Below are 21,378 nucleotides of genomic sequence, written 5' to 3'. Positions count from 1 at the left end.
TTACAACTCCGTCCTGACAGCCCAAAGCTCCGGGAAAAGCTCGACTTCGAGCATCTTGCGAAGATAGCTCACGCCGGCAGTGCCCCCTGTGCCTCTCTTGAAGCCGATCACCCGTTCGACAGTCGTGACGTGATTGAAACGCCAGCGACGGAAGTAATCTTCCAGGTCGACGAGTTTTTCGGCCAGTTCGTAGAGCGTCCAGTGCGTGGCCGTGTCCCGATAAACCTCGGCCCACATCTGCGTCACCGCTTCCACGGCCCGGTGAGGCTCGCGGCTGGCCACATCGAGGACTTTCGGCGGGACTTTCATTCCGCGCCTCGCAGCGAGGCGAAGCGCTTCCACATAAAGGCTGGGTCGGTCCAGTTCCCGTTCGAGCGCCGCTACATCCGAAGGCCTGTGCGCATGCGGCTCTATCATCGCGACGTTGCGGTTCCCGAGAATGAATTCGATCATCCGATACTGAAAGGACTGGAAGCCGGACGACATGCCGAGCGCTTCGCGAAACCGCGTGTAATCCGAGGGCGTCATGGTCCGCAGCACGTCCCACGCGCTGTTCAACTGCTCCATGATCCGGCTGACGCGCGCCAGCAGTTTGAAGGCTTCCGGTAGGTGATCGCCCGCGATCGCCTCGCGTGCGCCGTTGAGTTCGTGGATCATCAGCCGCATCCACAATTCGGAGGTCTGATGCTGCACGATGAACAGCATTTCATCGGGCGCTTCGCTGAGCGGCGTCTGGGCGTTGAGCACGGCATCGAGGTGCAGATAGTCGCCGTACGACATCGTTTCCCGGAAGTCGGTCCGTGCACCGTCGGTGTCAGACATGATGCGCTCCCATCACCTGACGGGCGATCACGACCTTCTGCACATCGGAGGCGCCTTCATAGATGCGCAGCGCGCGGATCTCCCGATAAAGGCGTTCCACGACATGACCGTGGCGCACGCCGTCGCCGCCGTGCAGTTGCACTGCCATGTCGATCACCTTCTGGGCCTGCTCGGTAGCGAACAGTTTTGCCATGGCCGCTTCGCGCGTGACACGGGGGGCGCCGCTGTCTTTCGTCCACGCGGCGCGATGAACGAGCAGCGCGGCCGCATCGATGTCAACGGCCATGTCCGCGATGTGCCCCTGCACCATCTGGTAATCGGCTAGCGGTGCGCCCTGCACCTTGCGCTCCGACACCCGCGCGATCGACACGTCCATCGCGCGGCGGGCAAAGCCGAGCGCCGCGGCGGCAACCGTCGAACGGAAAACGTCGAGCACCGCCATGGCGATCTTGAAGCCCTGTCCGCGCTCCCCGATCAGCGCCGATTTGGGAATACGGCAATCGGAGAACCGCAGGCGCGCCAGCGGATGCGGCGCGATGGTTTCGAGCCTCTCGGCAATCTCGAATCCGGGAATTCCCGCGGGCACGACAAACGCCGAGAGACCCCTCGCGCCCGGTCCTTCGCCTGTTCGAGCGAATACCGTATAGACATCGGCGATTCCGCCGTTCGAAATCCAGGTCTTCTCACCATTGAGGATGAGGGTATCGCCTTCCTGCGTCGCGCTCATGGTCGAATTGGCGACATCCGAACCGGATTGCGGCTCGGTCAGTGCGAAGGCGGAGATCGCCTCGCCAGCCCGCGTCTTCGTCAACCACTCCGATTTCTGGGCCGGTGTTCCGAAAAGCGAGAGCGCGCCGGTGCCGAGCCCCTGCATGGCAAACGCAAAATCGGCAAGGCCGTCATGCCGCGCCAGTGTTTCGCGGATCAGGCAAAGCGACCGTACGTCGAGCGTTGCGCTTTCATCATCGGGCGCAACCGCGCTGTATTTTAGCCATCCCCCCTTCCCCAGCATTCCGACAAGTGCCCGGCATGCCGTATCGGTGTCGGCATGGTCGATCGCCGACAGGTTAGCGGACGCCCACGCGTCCACGTCCGCGACCAGTTCGCGATGCCGGCGCTCGAAGAACGGCCAGCCATGAAAGCTCCTGTCGGCCATCAATTGCCCCCGAACACGGGTTTTTCTTTGGCGACGAAGGCCTCGTAGGCCCGGAGGAAATCGCCTGTCTTCATGCAGATCGCTTGCGCCTGAGCCTCCGCCTCGATCGCCTGTTCGATGGACATCGACCACTCCTGCGCCAGCATGGTCTTCGTCATCATGTGCGCGAAATTGGGACCGGCGGCGATGCGCTTGGCGAGTTCCATGGCGTTCGCCCGCAACTCCTCCTGTGGGACGAGGCGGTTGAAGAACCCCCACGTCTCGCCTTCCTGCGCATTCATCGCGCGGCCGGTATAGAGCAGTTCCGCTGCGCGGCCCTGTCCTATGATCCGGGGCAGGATCGCACATGCGCCCATATCGCAGCCCGCCAGCCCGACCCGGGTGAACAGAAAGGCGGTCTTCGCCTCCGGTGTCGCGATCCGCAGATCGGAAGCCATGGCGATAATCGCTCCGGCACCGACGCAAACGCCGTCGACAGCGGCAATAATCGGCTTGCCGCAATTTATCATCGCCTTGACGAGTTCGCCCGTCATGCGCGTGAACCGCAGCAGGTCCTTCATCGACATAGCGGTCAGCGGACCGATGATGTCGTGCACATCGCCACCTGAAGAGAAGTTGCCGCCATTCGAGGCGAACACCACCGCGTTGATGTGATCCTCGTGGGCAAGACCACGAAACCAGCGGCCAAGTTCGTCATAGCTCTCGAACGTGAGCGGATTCTTCCGCTCCGGACGATCCAGCCGGACTGTTGCGACCCCCTCATCGATCTCTAGCAGGAAGTGTTTCGGGCTTTTCATTTCTTGCTCTCCGGCTCTTCGAGGGCCTGAACGAGCGCGTCGAGACGATGGGCGAGATTTTCGCTCTCATTCGCGGGCATGTCCGCAAGCATCTCGTCGATCCAGGCTTCGTGCTCGCGTGCCTGCACCGCGAAATGTTCGTGCCCCTTCCGGGTCAGCCGCACAAGATTCGCGCGCCGGTCTCCTTCAACCGCCCCCCGGATCACGAGCCCCTCCTCCACGAGTCGGTCGACGATGCCGGTCACGTTGCCATTCGATACCTTCAGGACACCGGACAGCTCGCTCATCTTCAGGCCCTGGTCATGGCGATTGAGCGCGGACATCACGTCGAACCTCGGCAGCGTCGTCGCGAACTCGGTGCGCAGACGCTCCCTCAGCCGACCTTCAACTTTGCGCGTCACCTTGAGCAGCCGCAGCCAAAGCCGCAATCGCGCTTTTGACGGTGCCTCGTCCGCGGCCATGGTCGCTTCTCGCGTCATATTTCTCCCCCCGAGACGGAGAGCGCGTGGCCATTGACCGAGCGCGCACCTTCGGAGCACAGCCAGAGCGCGGCTTCCGCTACCTCCACCGGTTGAATGAATCGCCCTTGCGGATTTCCCGATTTGAGCAAATTGGAAGCTTCTTCCTGACTCTTGCCGGTCTTCGACACGATATTGGCTATTGACCGCTCCAGCATGGGCGTTTCGATGAAACCGGGACAGATCGCATTCACCGTAATTCCCGATTTGCCGAGTTCGACCGCAAGTCCCCGAGTCAGCCCGACGACACCGTGTTTCGCGGCGCAGTATCCGGAAACATATGGGTAGCCCTTCAGGCCAGCGATCGACGCAATCGCTATCAACCGGCCCCACCCTGCTGTGCTCATGTCAGCTAGCGCGGCCTTGAAGCAGTTGAACGTCCCGACAAGGTTCACGGAAAGAGCCGCATCCAGATCGGATGAGACCATTTTCACAAATGGCTTACTGACGGCCTCGCCGGCATTGGCGATAACGATGTCGAGCGTACCGTTCTGCGCGCGCGCCGCATCAAAGGCCGACACAACAGCCTCGCTATCGGTCACATCACAGACCTGCCATGATATACGCTCCTGCGCAGCCAGCGCGCGCAAGGGTTCCTCACGGCGGCCCATTACGGTGACCCGCGCGCCCGCCTCGGCGAACAATGTGGCGATTGCCGCGCCGACGCCGCTTCCGCCACCCGTCACGATTGCGTGCTTGTCCTGAAGTTGCATCAGATCCGCCCCGCCGTTTCCGCCTCGCGATCGGCGAGCCGCCAGGCCTGATCGCGGCCTGGCAAATACGGCAGCGGCCACTCCTCGTGACGGTCGCCGATCGCCGCGCCGGCGCGGAGCGTCCAGTACGGGTCGGCGAGATGCGGCCGCGCGAGACATACCAGGTCGGCCCGGCCTGCCATCAGTATGGAATTGACGTGATCGGGCTCGTAGATGTTACCCACCGCCATCGTCCTGATGCCTGCCTCATTGCGAATGCGGTCGGAAAACGGTGTTTGAAACATCCGCCCGTAAACAGGCTTCGCCCGAACCGATGTCTGTCCTGCCGATACATCGATGATATCGGCCCCCGCTTCTTCGAACAGGCGGGCGATCTCGACCGCCTCGGGCGGGGTCACGCCATCGTCACCGGCCCAATCGGACGCGGAAATACGCACCGACATCGGCTTTTCAGCAGGCCAGGCGGCACGCATGGCGGAGAACACCTCGAGCGGGTAACGCATCCGGTTATCGAGACTTCCGCCGTATTCGTCACTGCGCTGGTTCGACAGCGGCGAGATGAACGACGAAATCAGATAACCATGGGCCGCATGCAGTTCGATCATGTCGAAGCCGCACCGCTCGGCCATCTCCGCTGCGGCCACGAACTGGTCTCGAACCGCATCCATCTCTGCGCGCGTCATTTCGCGCGGTGCCGGGATGTCGTCCGACCAGGCGATCGCCGAGGCCGACATCGTGGCCCAATTCCCGTATTTGAGCGGCGCATCCATTGTCTCCCAGCCAAGCTGGGTCGAGCCCTTGCGGCCGGAATGCCCGATCTGGCAGCAGATCTTTGCGCTCGTTTCCGAGTGCACAAAGGCCGTAAGGCGTTTCCAGGCTGCCTCGTGAGCGCTGGAATAAAGGCCCGTACAGCCGGGCGTGATCCGCCCTTCCCGCGATACGCAAGTCATCTCGGTATAGACGAGACCCGCGCCGCCTTTGGCGCGTTCTCCATAGTGAATCAGGTGCCAGTCGGTGGGGCAGCCGTCGACCGCCTTGTACTGCGCCATGGGCGAGACCACGACGCGGTTCTTCACCTCCATGTCGCGCAGTTTGAACGGTGCGAACATCGGAGCGCGTGTGGGTGCGTTGGTACTGACGCCGGCTCTTTCCTGGAACCACTTCTCGGCCGAGCCCAACCATTCGGGGTCGCGCAGGCGGAGGTTTTCATGACTGATGCGTTGCGAGCGCGTGAGCAGCGAGTAATTGAACTGCACGGGATCGAGATTCAGATACCGGTGAATGTCCTCGAACCATTCGAGCGAATTTCGGGCGGCGGACTGAAGCCGCAGAACTTCGAGCCGCCGCTCGTCCTCGTATTTTGCGAATGCGGCTTCGAGCGACGGTTCGGTGTGAACATACTCGGCAAGCGCGATCGCGCTCTCGAGCGCCAGTTTCGTTCCCGAGCCGATCGAGAAATGCGCCGAAGCCGCGGCATCGCCCATCAGGACGATATTCTTGTGGCTCCAGTTTTCGCAAAGCACGCGCGGAAAGTTGATCCAGGCCGAGCCGCGAATATGCCTGGCGTTGGTCATCAGCGAGTGCCCGCCGAGGTGATCCTTGAAAATCTCCTCGCAGACGGCAATCGACTCCTCCTGCGACATCTCGCCGAAACCGTAGGCCTTCCACGTCGCCTCGTCGGTTTCCACGATGAACGTCGCTGTGTCATCGTCGAACTGGTAGGCATGCGCCCAGACCCAGCCCTTGTCGGTCTCTTCGAAGATAAAGGTGAACGCATCGTCGAACTTCTGACGCGTGCCGAGCCAGACGAACTTGCAGGCCCGGACGTCGATATCCGGCTTGAACGCGTCGGCGAATTCGGTGCGCGTCTTGGAATTCAGGCCGTCTGACGCGACCACCAGGTCGAATTCGTCGGCGTAGCGGGCCGCGCTTTCAACCTCGGTCTCGAAACGCAGTTCCACGCCGAGCTCGCGCGCCCGCGCTTGCAGCAGGGCCAGCAGCCGCATCCGTCCGATGCCGCAAAATCCGTGTCCGGTCGAGACGATGCGCTCGCCGCGATAGTGCACCGCGATGTCGTCCCAGTACGCGAAATGCTCGCGAATGGCGTCGGCGCTTGCCCGGTCGTTGACGGCGAGATTGTCGAGCGTCTCGTCGGACAGGACGACCCCCCAGCCGAATGTATCGTCGGGCTTGTTGCGCTCGATCACGACGATCTCGGCGTCCGGCCGGCGCAGCTTCATGGATATCCCGAAATAAAGGCCGGCGGGTCCGCCCCCCAGGCACGCGATGCGCATGTTTCCTCCCAAAAAGCGCGCGCACCGAAGTGCGTTTAAGCGCCTGCCGGAAAAACTACGCAGAACGCCGCTATATTTCAAGCATAAAATTTTTGTGGTTGAAGCTTCCGCAAAGACGCCCTATCGATGGGCCGTCACCGAGGGAGGTCCGTGTCAATGTTGAACAACGCTGTCGATCGCACAAGCCCCGCAACCCCCGAAGAGGCCCGCGCGAAACCGGCACCCCTTATCTGGGACGATCCGTTCCTGCTCGAAGAACAGCTCGGCGAGGAAGAGCGGATGATCCGCGATGCCGCGCACGCCTATTGTCAGGACAAGCTGGCGCCGCGCGTCATTGAGGCCAATCGCCAGGAAATCTTCCATCGTGAAATCATGTCCGAGATGGGCGAACAGGGGCTCCTTGGCTCGACCATTCCGGAAGCCTATGGCGGCGTCGGCGCTAACTACGTCTCCTACGGCCTCGTCGCTCGGGAGGTCGAGCGGATCGACAGCGGCTACAGATCGGCCATGTCCGTGCAGTCTTCGCTCGTCATGCATCCGATCTTCGCCTACGGTACCGAACGGCAACGCCTCAAATACCTTCCGAAACTGGCGAGCGGTGAGTGGGTCGGCTGTTTCGGGCTAACCGAACCCGACCACGGGTCCGATCCCGGATCGATGGTCACCCGGGCGAAGAGTGTCGACGGCGGCTTCCTGCTCTCCGGCGCCAAGAACTGGATCACCAATTCCCCGATTGCCGACGTCTTCGTGATCTGGGCGAAGTCGGAGGCCCATGACGGGAAGATCAAGGGGTTCATTCTCGAAAAGGGCATGAAAGGTCTGGCCGCCCCGAAGATCGAGGGCAAGTTCTCCCTTCGCGCTTCGACAACCGGCATGATCCAGATGGACGAGGTATTCGTTCCTGAAGACAACCTCCTGCCCCACGTCGCGGGGCTTGCGGGGCCCTTCGGTTGTCTCAACCGCGCCCGTTACGGCATCTCGTGGGGCGCGATGGGTGCGGCCGAGGCGTGCTGGCATGCTGCGCGCAGCTATACGATGGACCGCAAGCAGTTCGGCAAGCCCCTTGCTGCAACGCAGCTCATCCAGAAAAAACTGGCCGACATGCAGACCGAAATCGCGCTCGGCCTTCAGGGCTGCGTGCGGCTCGGCCGCATGATGGACGATCATACCGCGCCTGCCGAACTGATCAGCCTCATGAAGCGCAACAATTGCGGCAAGGCGCTGGATATCGCCCGCGCGTCCCGCGACATGCATGGCGGCAACGGCGTCAGCGACGAATACGGCGTGATCCGCCACGTCATGAACCTCGAGGCGGTCAACACCTACGAGGGCACGCACGATGTGCACGCCCTGATCCTCGGGCGCGGACAGACCGGTCTGCAGGCCTTCGCCTGACGGGCCGGCATTGCGCGGGCGCTATCTGCCTGTGATGCCCGGAAACGCGATCAGCAGAGCCACGGCCAGCACCTGCAGGCAGATGAACGGCAGCAGTGCCTTGAAGATGTCAGCCAGGCTGATGCCGGGCGGGGCCACGCTCTTCAGGTAGAATGCTGCCGGTCCGAACGGTGGAGACAGGAACGAAACCTGCATGTTCATGCAGAACAGCACGCCGAACCACACTGGATCGTAGCCCAGCTTGACGACGATCGGCACGAAGATCGGCATCGTCAGCAGAGCGATGCCCACCCAGTCGAGAAACATCCCGAGCACGAACAGGATCAGCATCATGAACAACAGCACGATTGTCGGGTTCGTGGAGATGCCGGTGATCAGGTCGGACACGAAATTGATCCCGCCCATCAGGTTGAACACGCCGACGAGCGCGCTGGCGCCGATCCCGATCCACACGATCATGCCGCAGGTCGACAGTGTCTGAAGCGCCGCATCCTTCAGCAGTTTGACTGAAAACTCTCCCCGGACCACCGTCGACAAGATCACGCCGGCCACGCCAACCGCGGAGGCTTCGGTCACTGACGCAACGCCGCCGTAGATCGATCCGAGCACCATGATCACGACGAGAATCGGCAGGATCAGCCCCTTGAGCTTGCCCAGCTTCTGCGAAAGCGGAATACCGTCCGGCTCGGGGACGGGCGCCATTTCCGGATTCAGATACGCGCGGATGAGAACATAGGCGACGTAGAAGCTCGCCAGCATCAGGCCCGGAAAGAAGGCGGATGTGAACAGGTCGCCGATCGATACATTCGCCGTCAGTCCGTAGATGATCAGCACGATCGACGGCGGGACCATCGTTCCCAGCGCCCCGCCGGCGCAGACGACGCCGATCGCCAGACTGCGATCATAGCCGAGCCGCAGCATTTGAGGCAGGGCGATCAGGCCGAGAAGCACGACCTCGCCACCGATAATGCCGCTCATTGCCGCGAGAATGACGGCAACGAAGATCGTTTGAACGGCGATGCCGCCACGCAATCGTCCGCCGACGAGCCGCATCGCGTCGAACAGATCGCGTGCGATACCGGAACGGTCGAGAATGGCCGCCATAAGCACGAACATCGGAACCGAAACGAAAACGAAGGACGATACGAATGAATAGACGCGGCTGGTGATCAACGGCACGGCCATCGGTCCGAACCATCCGACCGCAAAGATCAGCGCAACGAGCAGCGTCACATAGGCCAGGGGAATGCCGACGAGAAGCAGAGCGAGCAGCATGCCGAACATGAGCAGCGTGCCGGCTTCGATACCCATGCTCTTCATATTGAAGAGGAAATCGAGCACCTCCATCAGTTGGTATCCCCGGAGGGACCTCGCGCTGCGCGGCCGTAGTTCACAGCGAGAACGATGAATTGCACCGCCATCACTGAGAGCACGGCAAGAAGGAACAGTTTCAAATAGGCCGGATAGGCCGGATCCCACGCGCTTCCCGATGTCTCGAAATGGACGGTGCCGTCCGGCCTGAAAATCGACCGTTCGACCAACAGCCACGTCGCCCACGCAAAGAACGCCGATGCTATCGCGCACACGATGGAGATGACGACATTCAGACGGCGGCGCACCGCTGGTCCGACGCTGTCATAGATGAGAACCACTCGGATGTGACTGTCCCGGGCCGTGCAATAGAGCCCGCCGAACACAAAGGCGACCGCGCACAGGAAGACGGTCGTTTCGTGCGCCCAGATCGTTGGCGCGTTGAAGACATAGCGCAGCACGACTTCCTGGATGAGGATGAGCATGGCCAGAACGATCCCCGCCGCGAAGATAAGTCCGAGCCGGTCGACGAACTTCCCGAGCAACCCCGCCTCCGGGATGGGACCGCGATCCGCGCGCATCTCGGTTTCCGTCTGGTGTTCTGCTGCCATGTCCCCCTCCATGTGAGATGCGGCGCCGAAGCGCCGCATCCGGATTCAAGTCGCTTCGAAGTTATTGAACCAGCCCGTTTTCCTTCAGGTAGGTGGTCAGCACGTCATAGACCTTCTGGGCATTCGGCGACTTCTCGGCCACCTTTTCCCATTCGCCGGTTGCAATAGAGCGGAATTTTGCCCGCTCCTCATCCGACCAGTCATGCACGGTGATCTCGCCGCCGGCCTTGGCCGCTTCCACGGCTTCCTTGTCCCTCGCCGCAAGCGCTGAAACCTGGCTCTGCGCGAATTCCTTCACGCTCTCGGTGAAGGCATTCTGGATATCCTCGGGCAACTCGTCCCACTTCGCCTTGTTCATGGAGATCTCCACCAACGGCATGGAGTGGAAGCCCGGATAGATCGGGTGCGGCGCGATATCGTTCAGCCCCTGAGCCTGGTTGGTCGAGAAGACCGTATAATCGGCCGCATCGATCACGCCCTTGTCGAGCGACGTGAAGACTTCCGAGCCCGGCAAATTGACCGGCGCGGCCCCGGCTGCCGCGAACACCTGCTGCACGAGCCCCTCTGGCGCGCGCATCTTCAGGCCTTTGAGGTCGTCCACCCCATCGAGCGGCACCTTGGAGACGAAGGCCTCGAGACCTGGTGTGGTCGCGCCGATAAAGTGCAGGCCGTAAGGCTCCAGAAGGTCGTTCATCAGCTCATTCCCGCCACCTTCCGACATGAAGTCGAACATCTGCTGCGGATCGGACCAGGCACCCACCGGATTTGCAATTAGGCCGAACGCGGCGTCCTTGCCCGCGAAATACGAGGTATCCGTGATGTGACCGTCGAGAATTCCGGCGGCGATGGCATCCTGTGTTTCGCGATGCTCGACGATGCTTCCGACGGGAAGCAATTCAATCTCGACACGGCCATCGGTCTTCTCCGAAAGCGATTTGGTCCAGCCCTGCTGCAGTTCGAAGTTGGGGTTGCCCGCCGGGTCGCTCGACTGGAACTTGAAATTGAATTCCGCGGCAAATGCGGATGCGGTAATCGCCGTTGTGGCGATCGCCGCAAGCGCGACCTTGGTAAACGACATTAGCATTTCGTCACTCCTCCTTGAATTGACTCTCATGTTCAGGATTGTCGCTGCATTGTTACGGGAGCATCTGCGTCCCGTGAACGTCCGGCGCCAGCAACAAGCTGCCGGACGAAATCCTCGGCTTTGGACACGACTGTCTGCATGTCCGGCGTGATGTCGATTTGGCAAAACGCGCCTTCTTCGACTGTGGGCGGCTGCAGATCACCCAACTGGCTTGGCAGCAGATCTGCCGCAGCGAAATGATCGGTACGCAGCGCCAGACGTTCTTCGATCACCTCGGCCGAACCATGGAGAAACACAATTCCCATCGTTCCGAGATGCGCACGAAGCCGCTCCCGGTACGCATGTTTCAGCGCAGAACATGCGAAAATTACTGGCGATCCACCTGGCGCACACGCGAGGCCACCGCGCCTCCGACTGCGTCCAGCCAGCCCCACCGCATGTCGTCATTGAGCGGACGACCGCGTTTCATTTGATCGATGTTGGAGGAGGGATGATAATCGTCCGCCTCGACGAACTGCCCGCGAACCCGATCGGCCAGGGCCATCGCCACCGTCGATTTTCCGGACCCGCAAACGCCCATTATCAAGACCGCCCTCCCGTGCAGCATCGCTTTGCCCCCTCCCCGCAGAACAGCGGAATGTTAGCGCTGTCATAAATGTTAGCGCTAGCATGTGTCAATGGCGTTGTTGTATGGGTGAAAACGGAAGTCCAGAACGTTTGGGAGGCAGCGTGCGGAAGGTAACCTTGGCTGATGTGGCGGCGAAAGTCGGTGTCAGCGCGATCACCGTTTCGCGCGCGCTCCGCAGTCCGGAGAAAGTCTCAAAGACCCTTCAGCGAAAGATCAAGAAGGCCATCGCTGATTTGGGCTACGTCCCCGATCCCGCCGCGCGCGCTCTGGCGTCGGGCCGAACCAACGTCATCGGGGTTTTGATCCCGTCTGTGACCAACAATGTCTTCTCCGATGTCATGCGCGGTATGTATGAGGCAATCGAGCCAACCACATTCGACCTGCAGTTGGGCAACACCCGTTATTCGCCGCTGATGGAGGAGGACCTGTTAAAGGTATTCCTTAGCCAGAAGCCCGCCGGCCTCGTCATCACGGGCATCGACCAGTCGAAAACCGCACGAACGATGCTGCAATCCGCGACGTGTCCGATCGTGCAGATCATGGAGACCGGCCCGAACCCGATCGACATGATGATCGGTTTTTCCCACTATGACGCGGCGGCTGCAGCCACGACCCATCTCATCGACGCCGGCAGCCGCTTTCCTGCCTTCGTCGGCGCGAGAATGGACCCGCGAACGCAGCGCCGCTTTGCGGGTTTCAAGGACACCTGTGAGCGTGCCGGTGTGTTCTCTCGCGAGCGCCTGATCACGACACCGGAACCGTCGACGGTTACGCTGGGTGCGAGCCTCTTCGCTAACCTCATTTCACAACAACCCGAGATAGACGCGGTGCTTTGCAACAATGACGACCTGGCGCTCGGCATCCTGTTCGAGGCCCAGCGTCGGCACATGGCAATCCCCGAAGAGCTGATGATCTGCGGGTTCAATGATCTCGAAATGATGGCCGTTGCCGAACCGCCGGTTACGAGCGTTCGTACCCACCGCCATGAGATGGGAAGGCGCAGCATCGAAATGCTGGTTCGTCAAATCGAAAACCCCGATGCGGAGGCCAGCAAGATAATTGATCTCGGCTTCGACGTTATTTCGCGCCGAAGCACTGCGCGTCGCGGCCCTCGCCTAGGCTCGTGAAGCCGTTTCCCGAGCTGCCGGGTTCAGTCGATCCGGTAAAATCCCTTCGCATTATCGCGAAACAGTTTGCGCGCGTCCGAATCCGAGAGACCCGCGATCGCCCATTCGATCGTCTCGATCCACTGGGGATAGGCGATCGCCTGCGTCGAAACCGGCCAGTCCCCCCCGAACATGAGACGTTCGAACCCGAAAGCTTCCACAGCCGTTGAAATGAAGGGATTCAGATCCTCACGCGTCCAGCTCTCGTGATCCGCCTCCGTCGCGACACCCGAGAGTTTGCACCAGACGTTGGGGAGCTTCGCCAACTCATGCATTTGAGACGCCCAGGGCTCGATCTCGCCGTCTTTGATGTTGGGTTTTCCGATGTGATCGAGCACCATGGCGACGTCCGGACACTGCCGCGCGAACAGGATCGCGTTGGCCATCTGCCGGTAGTCGATGCAAATGTCGAAGGTCAAACCGAACTGGCCGACTGTGTGAACCCCCTCGATGAAATCAGGACGAAGGCAAAATTCGAGATCCGGTTCGAACTGGATGATTCGCCGGACGCCGCGCAGAATGTCGAACTCGCCCAGACCCTCGAGTTCATTTGCAACGGCCTTGCCCTTCTCGACCGGTGCCCATGGCACCATTGCGCGAATACGCGGATCGCGTCTCGCTTCCGAGGCAACCCAGGCGGCCTCATCGTATGCCTGCGACGGATGCGCCTCGCATTGCAGAAAGACCATCGCTTCGACATCCACTCCGGCGGTGGCCGCATCGAAGTCTTCCAGCAGAAACGACCTGTTGATCTTCGGCGCCTCCTCCAGCCACGGGTAGTCAAGTGCATCCGTGTTCCAGATGTGAAGATGCGTGTCGATAATCGGAAAATCCGGCACGTCGTCCTCCCTCTCTTTCTAGAGTGTGACTCCGTCTCCATAACGTCGGCGATATCTGGAGCCAAATACAATCACGCGTATTATCCTTGCATGACCGGGACGACACGCCATACATTACGGAAAGTTGAGTGACGAAACGCTGAAGGCGTACGTGGACGGGACGCTCGATTCGGAAACGGAGCATCTGGTCGAGCGGGCGATGGAAATCGATCCCGTCATCGGACAACGGGTCGCCGCGTTCGCCGAGATAGGAAAATCGCCTGTGTCCGCAGACGCGAGGCAACCCGCCGAGTCGCCGGAAGCGCTGAAAGAGCGCGTCCGCGCCTTCGCGGCTGAGCGCACCACCTCGCCTCTTCGCTCGAACCGCTCCCGCTGGCCGTCGCCTCGGGGCAAGGCTCACGCCATTCCCCCGCGCCTTATCTTCGTCGCCTTGCTCATACTGTTCCTCGGTACGGCCGGCTATTTCGCGGCGGCGGTCGTTCCTCCCGGCGGCACCAGGCTTCAGGTGGCCGCCCTGGAACATCCGGTCATTCTCGATGCCCTGGAAACGGTTCCGAGCGGCGACGACCGCTTTCTGACGAATGGCGACCGCCTCCGAATGATAGCCAGCTATCGTGGGCAGGACGAAGCTTTGTGCCGCGAATTTTCCTATGTGGCGGCGTCCGGATCCTCTGTCGTCGCCGTGGCCTGTAATCTGGACAATCGCTGGGAAGTGCGTTTCGCGATCGTCTCGGCGGAAGAGAACGGCGACGCGTCACCGTCTTCGCTGAGCGTCCTCGGCGAGTTTCGTCGCATCACCCACGCGGGGGCGCCTCTGACGGCCCGACAGGAGGAGGAGGCGCTTCAGGCCTTGCGCTGAGTGCGCCCCTACGAGGCGGTTCGCAGTCTTCGTTGCGGCCGCACCAGCCTGACCGCCAGCAGCGCAACAATGATCAGCAGATAGATGATTGGCTCGGGCGGCCACGCCTTGACCAGCAGGAGATAATGGATCGCGCCGAAAACCGCGATGACGTAGACCAGTCGGTGCAGTCTGCGCCAGGCTGCGCTGCCGAGTTTGCGGACCGACCATTTGTTCGACGTCGCCGCGAGCGGAACGAGCATCACGAAGGCCGCCATCCCGATTGTGATGTAAGGCCGCTTGACGATATCGGCCCCGATCGCCGCCCAGTCGAGTTGCTTGTCGAGCACCAGATAGACGCTCAGGTGGAGGATCACGTAAATGAACGCGACGAGACCGATCGCGCGGCGGTACTTGATCAGGTTTATCCGCAAAAACCGCATTATCGGCGTGATCGCGAGCCCCGCGATCAAAACCCGCAACGCCCACTCGCCAAGTCCGTTCTCCAACACCTTGAGCGGATCGGGGCCAAGCGTATTACTCACGGCCCCCCAGAGAAGATGTGCCGCGGGGAGCAGCGCAATCGGGTAAACGAGCCATTCCGGCATCAGCGTCCAGTAGCGGGATTGCGCCATTGCGTCAGTAGAACTTCGTCAGGTCCATGCCGTCGTAGAGGGAGGCCACCTGCTCGCCATATCCATTGAACATCTGCGTCTCTATCCGCTTAGCGAACAGCCCCCCGCCGATCCGCCGCTCGGTCGCCTGGCTCCAGCGGGGGTGATCAACATTTGGATTGACGTTGGAATAGAAGCCGTATTCCCTCGGGTTCTGAACATTCCATGTCGATGTCGGCTCTTCCTCAGTAAACCGCATCGAGACGATCGACTTGATGCTCTTGAAGCCGTATTTCCATGGCACGACCAGACGCACCGGGGCCCCATTCTGGTTCGGCATGACCTCCCCGTGAAGTCCCACCGCCAGAATGGACAGCGGATGCCTGGCTTCGTCGAGACGCAGGCCCTCCGCATAGGGCCATGGCAGGATGGGAAAGGTCGAGCGCTGCCCACGCATTTCCTCGGGCCGCACCAATGTTTCGAACGCCAAATATTTCGCGCTGCCCTGCACATCAAACTTGTCGATAATGTCGGCGAGAGGAATGCCTACCCACGGGATCACCATCGACCACGCCTCCACGCAGCGAAGCCGGTAGATGCGGTCTTCCAGCGTGTACGCGGACAGCAGGTCCTCGATCCCGATTTCCCCCGGATTGTTGACCAGTCCTCCGACCTTGATCGCCCAAGGTCGTGTCGTCAGCTCATGGGCGTGTTTCGCTGGATCGGATTTACCTGTCCCGAACTCATAGTAATTGTTGTAACTCGTGACGTCATCGTAGGAATTGGGTTCCTCGTCTGTCGACAGCGGACTCGCTATGGCATCCAGCTTCTCGCGGGTGGCGCTTTTCCCGGGAGTTGGGACCGCGGCAGCAAGCGCCAAGCCCGACATGCCTGCGATGAAACGACGGCGATCGAGAATCGCCGCCCTGGGTGTTATCTCGGATGATCGAGGAATCGGATATTTGTAGCCGGACAAGACAGTCTCCATCGGAAGCACGGTGTTTGCGGCGCAATCTACACTTCGCCCCGGACCATGGCCTTCAAATGATGGGTGAGCCCGATCACGCCTTGGTGAACGGTTTCATACCCGCTCCAGTGCGACCGCAATACCCTGCCCGACACCTACGCACATTGTCGCAAGCGCACGAACGGCGCCATTCTCATGCATCTCCAACGCGGCCGTCCCGGTGATTCGGGCCCCCGACATACCCAAGGGATGCCCAAGCGCGATGGCGCCGCCATTGCGATTGATGTGTTCTGCTTGCTCCGAAATTCCTAGCGCCCGCAGCACGGCGATACCTTGGCTGGCAAACGCTTCGTTTAACTCGATTACTCCAAAATCTTTCGGCTTCAGCCCAAGGCGATCGCATAACTTCAAGGTCGCCGGCGCCGGCCCGATCCCCATTATGCGAGGCTCGACGCCTACTGTCGCGCCGCCAAGAATGCGCGCGATAGGCGTCAGTCCATGCGCCTTGGCGGCAGCCTCGGACGCGATTATGAGCGCAGCCGCTCCGTCGTTCACGCCGGACGCATTGCCGGCCGTAACCGTCCCCTCCCGGCGAAAGGGTGTGGGCAATCCGGCGAGTTTGTCGAGGCTAGTCGCACGCGGGTGTTCATCTTGATCAACGAAGATTGCCTCGCCCTTGCGTTGTGGAATCTCGACGGGGACAATCTCCCTTGCGAGCCGTCCCCTGGACTGGGCCGCCGCAGCCCTCTCCTGGCTACGCAGGGCGAATGCATCCTGATCCGCGCGGCTGACCGTAAAGTCCTCGGCAACATTTTCGCCGGTCTCTGGCATAGAATCGACGCCATATTGCTTCTTCAACACCGGATTCACAAAGCGCCAGCCGATGGTGGTGTCGTAAATTTCCGCATTGCGGGAAAACGCGGTGTCTGCCTTCGGCATCACGAAAGGCGCGCGGCTCATGCTCTCCACGCCGCCGCTAATGGCAAGGTCCATTTCGCCGGCCCGGATTGCCCGCGCGGCGCAGATGACCGCGTCCATACCAGAGCCACAGAGCCGATTGATCGTAGTCCCCGGCACGGCTACCGGCAGGCCCGCTAGAAGCAGGCTCATCCGGGCAACATTGCGGTTGTCTTCGCCGGCCTGGTTGGCGCAACCGTAAAAGACTTCCTCGACGGCTTCCCAATCCATGCTTTGGTTGCGTTGTTGCAGTGCCTTCAAAGGCACGGCGCCCAGATCGTCAGTCCGCACCGAAGAAAGCGCCCCGCCGAACCGCCCGATAGGTGTTCGGATGTAGTCGCAGATGAATGCTTCTGGCAATTTGGAGCTACCTCTCTGATTGTCGTTCCCGACCCGTTATCCGCAATCGGCGGCTATACGCGTAGGCACAAGCTCAGGTTTCGCGGCCCTGCCCCAATCCCGGTCGAAATGCAACCGCCACAACCGCCATAGCAAAGGAAGGAGGATGTTAAGCCAGTCACAGCGGAAGCGCGCAACTGTCTTTCTCGACATGCATGACCACACTCGTATTCACCTGCACAACGACGGATTGCTGGAACAGGAAGCGGTTCAGGAACTCGTGATACGCGCTCATGTCCCTGGTCACGACCCGTAGAATGTAATCCGACTCGCCGGTCGTGGCGAAACACTGAAGCACTTCCGGCTGATCGAGCACAGACCGAACGAATGCTCGAACCGCGGACGCCTCGTGGCGTGACAAGGACACATGCACGAGCGCCATGAAATCGAGTCCTGCTTTGCGCGGATCAATCCGCGCAACATATGCTCCGATAACCCCCAAATTCTCCAGCGACTGAACCCGTCTCCAACAAGCGGACGCAGACATGTTCGTCTCCGCGGCGAGTTGCTGGTTTGTCAGCCTGCAATTGGTCTGCAGTTGCTTGAGGATCGATCTGTCCGCATCGCTAATCATTTGCGTCAATTCCACCATCCGACAGATTTTCGTGAAGCTGTACCACTATAACGTGAATTTCGGAACAACCTCCCAAAAGATCGCCATGGATAAGAATGTATGGCAATAAATTCCGGTCGTTACAGGCTATGCTTGCTGAATGGAGGAGCCACGGAATGGGACTTCATCAGAATATCGCCAGCCTTGACGGTTACGAACTGTCGGATCGATACGCGCGCAGTTCGGGCCGCGTTTTTCTGACGGGGACCCAGGCGCTGGTGCGTATCGTTCTCGACCAGCGGCGGCGGGATCGCGCGGCGGGCCTCGATACAGCAGGGTTCGTATCGGGTTACCGCGGATCGCCTCTCGGCGGGGTCGACCAGGAATTCTTCCGCGTCAGCTCTCTCATCGAAGAACACGAAATCCGGTTCCTCCCGGCGATCAACGAGGATCTCGCGGCAACCGCCATGCTGGGCAGCCAACAGGTCGAAACCGATCCCGACCGGACGGTCCAGGGTGTTTTCGGCATGTGGTACGGCAAGGGACCTGGCGTTGACCGCGCCGGCGATGCGCTCAAGCATGGCAACGCCTACGGCTCCTCGCCCACAGGAGGCGTCCTCGTTGTTGCCGGCGACGACCACGGATGTGTCTCGTCCTCGATGCCGCACCAGTCCGACGTCGCCTTCATGACGTTCTTCATGCCGACGCTCAATCCGGCAAATGTCGAAGAACTACTGACTTTTGGAGAGTATGGCTACGCACTCTCACGCTTCTCCGGCATGTGGGTCGGCTTCAAGGCGATCTCGGAAACCGTGGAATCGGCGATGAGTTTTGAACTCAAACCTTTCAGGCATTTCGAGGTTCCGGATTACACCCCGCCCGTGTCGGGCCTCCATTACCGGTGGCCAGACCTTCCCGGTCCGCAGATCGAGGACCGCATGGAGGCGAAGAAAGAGGCAACCCTCGCCTTCGCCCACGCGAACCCGATCGACCGCGCTGTCTTCAACAATCAACGAGCCTCATACGGTATCGTTACCACCGGCAAGGGCCATCTCGATTTGATGGAAGCACTGAGGCTTCTCGGCTTAGATGAAGGCCGGGCACGCGAGATCGGCGTCGACGTTTACAAGGTCGGCATGGTCTGGCCGCTGGAGCATCGCGCAGCGCTGATGTTTGCCGAGAACAAGCGCGAACTGCTCGTCGTCGAGGAGAAGCGCGGCATCATCGAAAGCCAGCTCAAGGAGTATTTCTACGACAATCCGGGCCGCAAGCCCGAACGCATGGTCGGGAAGCGTGACGAAAATGGCCATCGCCTGATCCCGTGGACCGGCGAACTCTCCCCCATCCAGCTTGCCGGAATTGTAGCCACGCGTCTCGACGCGGTGTTCCCTGGCCTTGATCTTCAGGCGCGTGCCGAGCACATCGCCCGGCCCTCAGAACCGATCACCGTCGCGGGAGCGACGCGCACACCCTATTTCTGCTCGGGCTGTCCCCATTCTACATCTACGAAGGTTCCGGAAGGCAGCAAGGCGCTCGCCGGCATCGGATGCCATTTCATGGCGAGTTGGATGGACCGGGAAACCTCGTCGCTCATCCAGATGGGCGGCGAAGGAGTGAACTGGAGCGCCCGCTCGATGTTCAATGGAGGCAAGCACATCTTCCAGAATCTCGGCGAAGGCACGTATCATCACTCGGGTTTGATGGCGATCCGGCAGGCAATCGCGGCGAATACCAACATCACCTACAAGATCCTTTTCAACGACGCGGTGGCTATGACCGGCGGACAAGCCGTCGACGGCCCCTTGTCGGTAGAAGCAATCGCCCAGGAAGTCCGCGCCGAAGGCGTCTCGCGTATCGCGGTCGTCTCGGATCACCCCGAAAGCTTTAAGCGGGCCGATTTCCCGCCGAACGTCTCGATCGATCATCGCAACAAACTGGACGCCATCCAGCGGGAGTTGCGCAATATCTCCGGCGTCACTGTCCTCATCTACCAGCAGACTTGCGCCACTGAAAAGCGCCGGTTGCGCAAACGCGGCAAGCTGAACGACCCGAAACGTTTCGCCGTCATTAACGAACTCGTTTGCGAGGGGTGCGGCGATTGCTCTGTCGAGTCCAATTGCCTGTCGGTCGAGCCGAAGGAAACTCCATTCGGTCGCAAACGCCAGATCAATCTGAATTCCTGCAACAAGGATTTCTCCTGCCTGAACGGCTTCTGCCCATCCTTCGTGACTGTTGAAGGCGCAGCACTAAAGAAGACGCCTTCCGCCGACGCGACGGCGCTGTTCCTCCGGTTAAGCGCCGGGCTGCCTTTTCCCGGGCTTCCCGCCCTCGATGAGCCGTACGATCTGTTGGTAACAGGCGTCGGAGGTACGGGGGTGGTTACCGTCGGTCAGATCATCGCGATGGCCGCACACCTCGAGGGCAAGGGATCATCAGTCTTGGACTTCATGGGTTTCGCGCAGAAATTCGGGCCAGTCCTGAGCTACTTGAGGATCGGTGCAAGCGAGGCGGCAATTAATCAGGTCAGGATCGAGAACGGTTCGGCGGATGCGGTGATTGGGTGCGATCTGGTCGTCAGTTCGTCGCCGAAGGCATCAGCAACCTACGTTGCTGGCAAGACACGCGTGGTCGTCAATTCCGCCCAGATGCCGACGGGGGATTTCACCCGTAACCGTGATGCCGATCTCAAATCGGGCGTCCGGATTGGCAGGATTACTGATGTCGTCGGCGCGGAGAACGTGACATCGCTCGACGCGAACGGCGCCGCCGAAACAGTTCTTGGTGATGCCGTCTTCGCGAACATCTTGATGCTAGGCGCGGCGTGGCAGCAGGGTCTTGTCCCGGTCGGGGCGGATGCAATCCTCCGTGCCATTGAGCTGAACGACGTTGCCGTGGAAAAGAACAAGGCCGCTTTCGCCTGGGGCCGTATCGCCGCCCACGATCCTGCCGCGCTTGCCGGTCTGATGGAGCCGGAGCTGAAATCGGATGCGAGTCTGGACGATGTGATCGCGCGACGCGAAGAATTCCTTGCCGAATACCAGAATACCGCTTGGGCGAAAAAGTACCGCGCCGTCGTCGAAAAGGTGCGGACGCGTGAACTGGCCGAAATCGGCAAGGGCGGCGCACTCACCGACGCGGTGGCCCGCAGCCTGTTTAAGCTGATGTCCTACAAGGATGAATATGAGGTCGCCCGGCTTCATACGCAAACCGGATTCATCGAAAGCCTTGGCAAGCGGTTCGAGGGTGAATTCTCCGTGCGTCATCATCTTGCACCACCGTTTCTGCCCGGAGGAACGGAGGCTCGCGGGCGGCCGCGCAAGAGAGAGTTCGGGGGATGGGTCCGCACCCCAATGAAAGTGCTGGCCGGAATGAAGGGCCTTCGCGGCACGCTCTTTGATCCGTTCGGCTATACCGCCGAACGCCGCATGGAGCGCCAATTGATCGTCGAATTCGAGGCGACGATTGACCGACTGGTCCAGGAACTTACACCTGAAAATAACGCTGATGCGGCCGCGATCGCCGCGATGATAATGGAAATCCGCGGATACGGCCCGGTAAAGGACGAAGCGGCCGCCAAGGTTCGGGAGAGAATGAAGAATGCCTTGGTCGCATTCGAAAACCTACGAACATAGCTGCGCGCAAGCCTGATGCGGCTGCCGATGTCCTGTTGATCGGGGTCAACGCGCTTCCGCAATTCGGCGTACAATGATGCTTCC

20 protein-coding genes are annotated in these 21,378 nt (G+C 60.7%); 4 read left to right on the top strand and 16 right to left on the bottom strand.

Features of this window, described 5'->3' with window-relative positions; genetic code table 11:
• From kynA to LC298_RS16175, 6 genes are read right to left on the bottom strand one after another with little or no spacing between them, the layout of a single operon-like run.
• Positions 1 to 822, bottom strand: coding sequence for a tryptophan 2,3-dioxygenase (gene kynA / locus LC298_RS16200; protein WP_131570866.1), 822 nt, complete (start codon positions 820 to 822; stop codon positions 1 to 3).
• Positions 815 to 1,978 carry an acyl-CoA dehydrogenase family protein gene (locus LC298_RS16195; protein ID WP_131570868.1) on the bottom strand — a complete coding sequence of 388 codons (1,164 nt, stop codon included), beginning with the start codon at positions 1,976 to 1,978 and terminating at the stop codon, positions 815 to 817. The genes kynA and LC298_RS16195 overlap by 8 nt, the downstream gene beginning before the upstream one ends.
• Positions 1,978 to 2,775: an enoyl-CoA hydratase family protein gene (locus tag LC298_RS16190; RefSeq protein WP_131570869.1), complete on the bottom strand. Its 798-nt coding sequence runs from the start codon at positions 2,773 to 2,775 to the stop codon at positions 1,978 to 1,980. The genes LC298_RS16195 and LC298_RS16190 overlap by 1 nt, the downstream gene beginning before the upstream one ends.
• Positions 2,772 to 3,254 carry a MarR family winged helix-turn-helix transcriptional regulator gene (locus LC298_RS16185; protein ID WP_131570871.1) on the bottom strand — a complete coding sequence of 161 codons (483 nt, stop codon included), beginning with the start codon at positions 3,252 to 3,254 and terminating at the stop codon, positions 2,772 to 2,774. The genes LC298_RS16190 and LC298_RS16185 overlap by 4 nt, the downstream gene beginning before the upstream one ends.
• On the bottom strand, positions 3,251 to 4,006 hold the full coding sequence (locus LC298_RS16180; RefSeq protein WP_131570874.1) for an SDR family NAD(P)-dependent oxidoreductase: 756 nt from the start codon (positions 4,004 to 4,006) through the stop codon (positions 3,251 to 3,253). Before LC298_RS16180 ends, LC298_RS16185 begins: the two co-directional genes overlap by 4 nt.
• On the bottom strand, positions 4,006 to 6,300 hold the full coding sequence (locus LC298_RS16175; protein WP_131570876.1) for a bifunctional salicylyl-CoA 5-hydroxylase/oxidoreductase: 2,295 nt from the start codon (positions 6,298 to 6,300) through the stop codon (positions 4,006 to 4,008). Before LC298_RS16175 ends, LC298_RS16180 begins: the two co-directional genes overlap by 1 nt.
• Before the next feature lie 156 nt (positions 6,301 to 6,456).
• On the opposite strand from LC298_RS16175, the gene LC298_RS16170 reads away from it, so the two are divergent.
• Complete coding sequence (locus LC298_RS16170) at positions 6,457 to 7,695, top strand: acyl-CoA dehydrogenase (protein ID WP_131570878.1); 1,239 nt, start codon at positions 6,457 to 6,459, stop codon at positions 7,693 to 7,695.
• A gap of 21 nt (positions 7,696 to 7,716) precedes the next feature.
• Here the strand turns inward: LC298_RS16170 and LC298_RS16165 are convergent, their stop codons facing one another.
• The 5 genes from LC298_RS16165 to LC298_RS16145 form a co-directional block, all read right to left on the bottom strand.
• Positions 7,717 to 9,042 carry a TRAP transporter large permease gene (locus LC298_RS16165; protein WP_428977568.1) on the bottom strand — a complete coding sequence of 442 codons (1,326 nt, stop codon included), beginning with the start codon at positions 9,040 to 9,042 and terminating at the stop codon, positions 7,717 to 7,719.
• Positions 9,042 to 9,617 (bottom strand): TRAP transporter small permease subunit, encoded by a 576-nt coding sequence (locus LC298_RS16160; protein ID WP_199223331.1) that lies wholly within the window; start codon positions 9,615 to 9,617, stop codon positions 9,042 to 9,044. The genes LC298_RS16165 and LC298_RS16160 overlap by 1 nt, the downstream gene beginning before the upstream one ends.
• Before the next feature lie 61 nt (positions 9,618 to 9,678).
• Positions 9,679 to 10,695, bottom strand: a complete 1,017-nt coding sequence (locus tag LC298_RS16155; protein ID WP_131570880.1) for a TRAP transporter substrate-binding protein — start codon at positions 10,693 to 10,695, stop codon at positions 9,679 to 9,681.
• 38 nt (positions 10,696 to 10,733) lie between these two features.
• Positions 10,734 to 11,006, bottom strand: coding sequence for a hypothetical protein (locus LC298_RS16150; protein ID WP_131570882.1), 273 nt, complete (start codon positions 11,004 to 11,006; stop codon positions 10,734 to 10,736).
• A gap of 62 nt (positions 11,007 to 11,068) precedes the next feature.
• Complete coding sequence (locus tag LC298_RS16145) at positions 11,069 to 11,287, bottom strand: hypothetical protein (RefSeq protein ID WP_131570884.1); 219 nt, start codon at positions 11,285 to 11,287, stop codon at positions 11,069 to 11,071.
• A 143-nt stretch (positions 11,288 to 11,430) separates the two neighbouring features.
• Here LC298_RS16145 and gntR point away from each other — a divergent pair, with 143 nt between their 5' ends.
• A complete protein-coding gene (gntR, locus tag LC298_RS16140; protein WP_223385705.1) occupies positions 11,431 to 12,456 on the top strand; it encodes an HTH-type transcriptional regulator GntR in 1,026 nt (341 codons plus the stop codon).
• A 23-nt stretch (positions 12,457 to 12,479) separates the two neighbouring features.
• Here gntR and LC298_RS16135 read toward each other — a convergent pair whose 3' ends face one another.
• Entirely contained in the window at positions 12,480 to 13,334 is an 855-nt protein-coding gene (locus LC298_RS16135; RefSeq protein ID WP_131570889.1) for an amidohydrolase family protein, read from the bottom strand.
• 124 nt (positions 13,335 to 13,458) lie between these two features.
• Between LC298_RS16135 and LC298_RS16130 the strand changes: the two genes are divergently transcribed.
• On the top strand, positions 13,459 to 14,193 hold the full coding sequence (locus LC298_RS16130; RefSeq protein WP_131570891.1) for an anti-sigma factor: 735 nt from the start codon (positions 13,459 to 13,461) through the stop codon (positions 14,191 to 14,193).
• Positions 14,194 to 14,201: 8 nt separating this feature from the next.
• Here the strand turns inward: LC298_RS16130 and msrQ are convergent, their stop codons facing one another.
• The 4 genes from msrQ to LC298_RS16110 all read right to left on the bottom strand — a co-directional run bounded on the left by msrQ (position 14,202) and on the right by LC298_RS16110 (position 17,683).
• Positions 14,202 to 14,807, bottom strand: coding sequence for a protein-methionine-sulfoxide reductase heme-binding subunit MsrQ (gene msrQ / locus LC298_RS16125; protein ID WP_131570893.1), 606 nt, complete (start codon positions 14,805 to 14,807; stop codon positions 14,202 to 14,204).
• A 4-nt stretch (positions 14,808 to 14,811) separates the two neighbouring features.
• On the bottom strand, positions 14,812 to 15,762 hold the full coding sequence (gene msrP / locus LC298_RS16120; protein ID WP_223385704.1) for a protein-methionine-sulfoxide reductase catalytic subunit MsrP: 951 nt from the start codon (positions 15,760 to 15,762) through the stop codon (positions 14,812 to 14,814).
• 105 nt (positions 15,763 to 15,867) lie between these two features.
• Positions 15,868 to 17,070 carry a 3-oxoadipyl-CoA thiolase gene (gene pcaF / locus LC298_RS16115; protein WP_131570897.1) on the bottom strand — a complete coding sequence of 401 codons (1,203 nt, stop codon included), beginning with the start codon at positions 17,068 to 17,070 and terminating at the stop codon, positions 15,868 to 15,870.
• Between the two features lie 157 nt (positions 17,071 to 17,227).
• Positions 17,228 to 17,683: an Lrp/AsnC family transcriptional regulator gene (locus tag LC298_RS16110; protein WP_131571172.1), complete on the bottom strand. Its 456-nt coding sequence runs from the start codon at positions 17,681 to 17,683 to the stop codon at positions 17,228 to 17,230.
• 155 nt (positions 17,684 to 17,838) lie between these two features.
• Between LC298_RS16110 and LC298_RS16105 the strand changes: the two genes are divergently transcribed.
• On the top strand, positions 17,839 to 21,294 hold the full coding sequence (locus LC298_RS16105; protein ID WP_131570899.1) for an indolepyruvate ferredoxin oxidoreductase family protein: 3,456 nt from the start codon (positions 17,839 to 17,841) through the stop codon (positions 21,292 to 21,294).
• Positions 21,295 to 21,378: the final 84 nt, after the last annotated feature.

It is taken from the genome of Oricola cellulosilytica (assembly GCF_019966575.1).
Classification (GTDB): Bacteria; Pseudomonadota; Alphaproteobacteria; order Rhizobiales; family Rhizobiaceae; genus Oricola; species Oricola cellulosilytica.
Note: the sequence above shows the minus strand (reverse complement) of the source record. Positions and strands in the feature narration are given on the sequence as shown.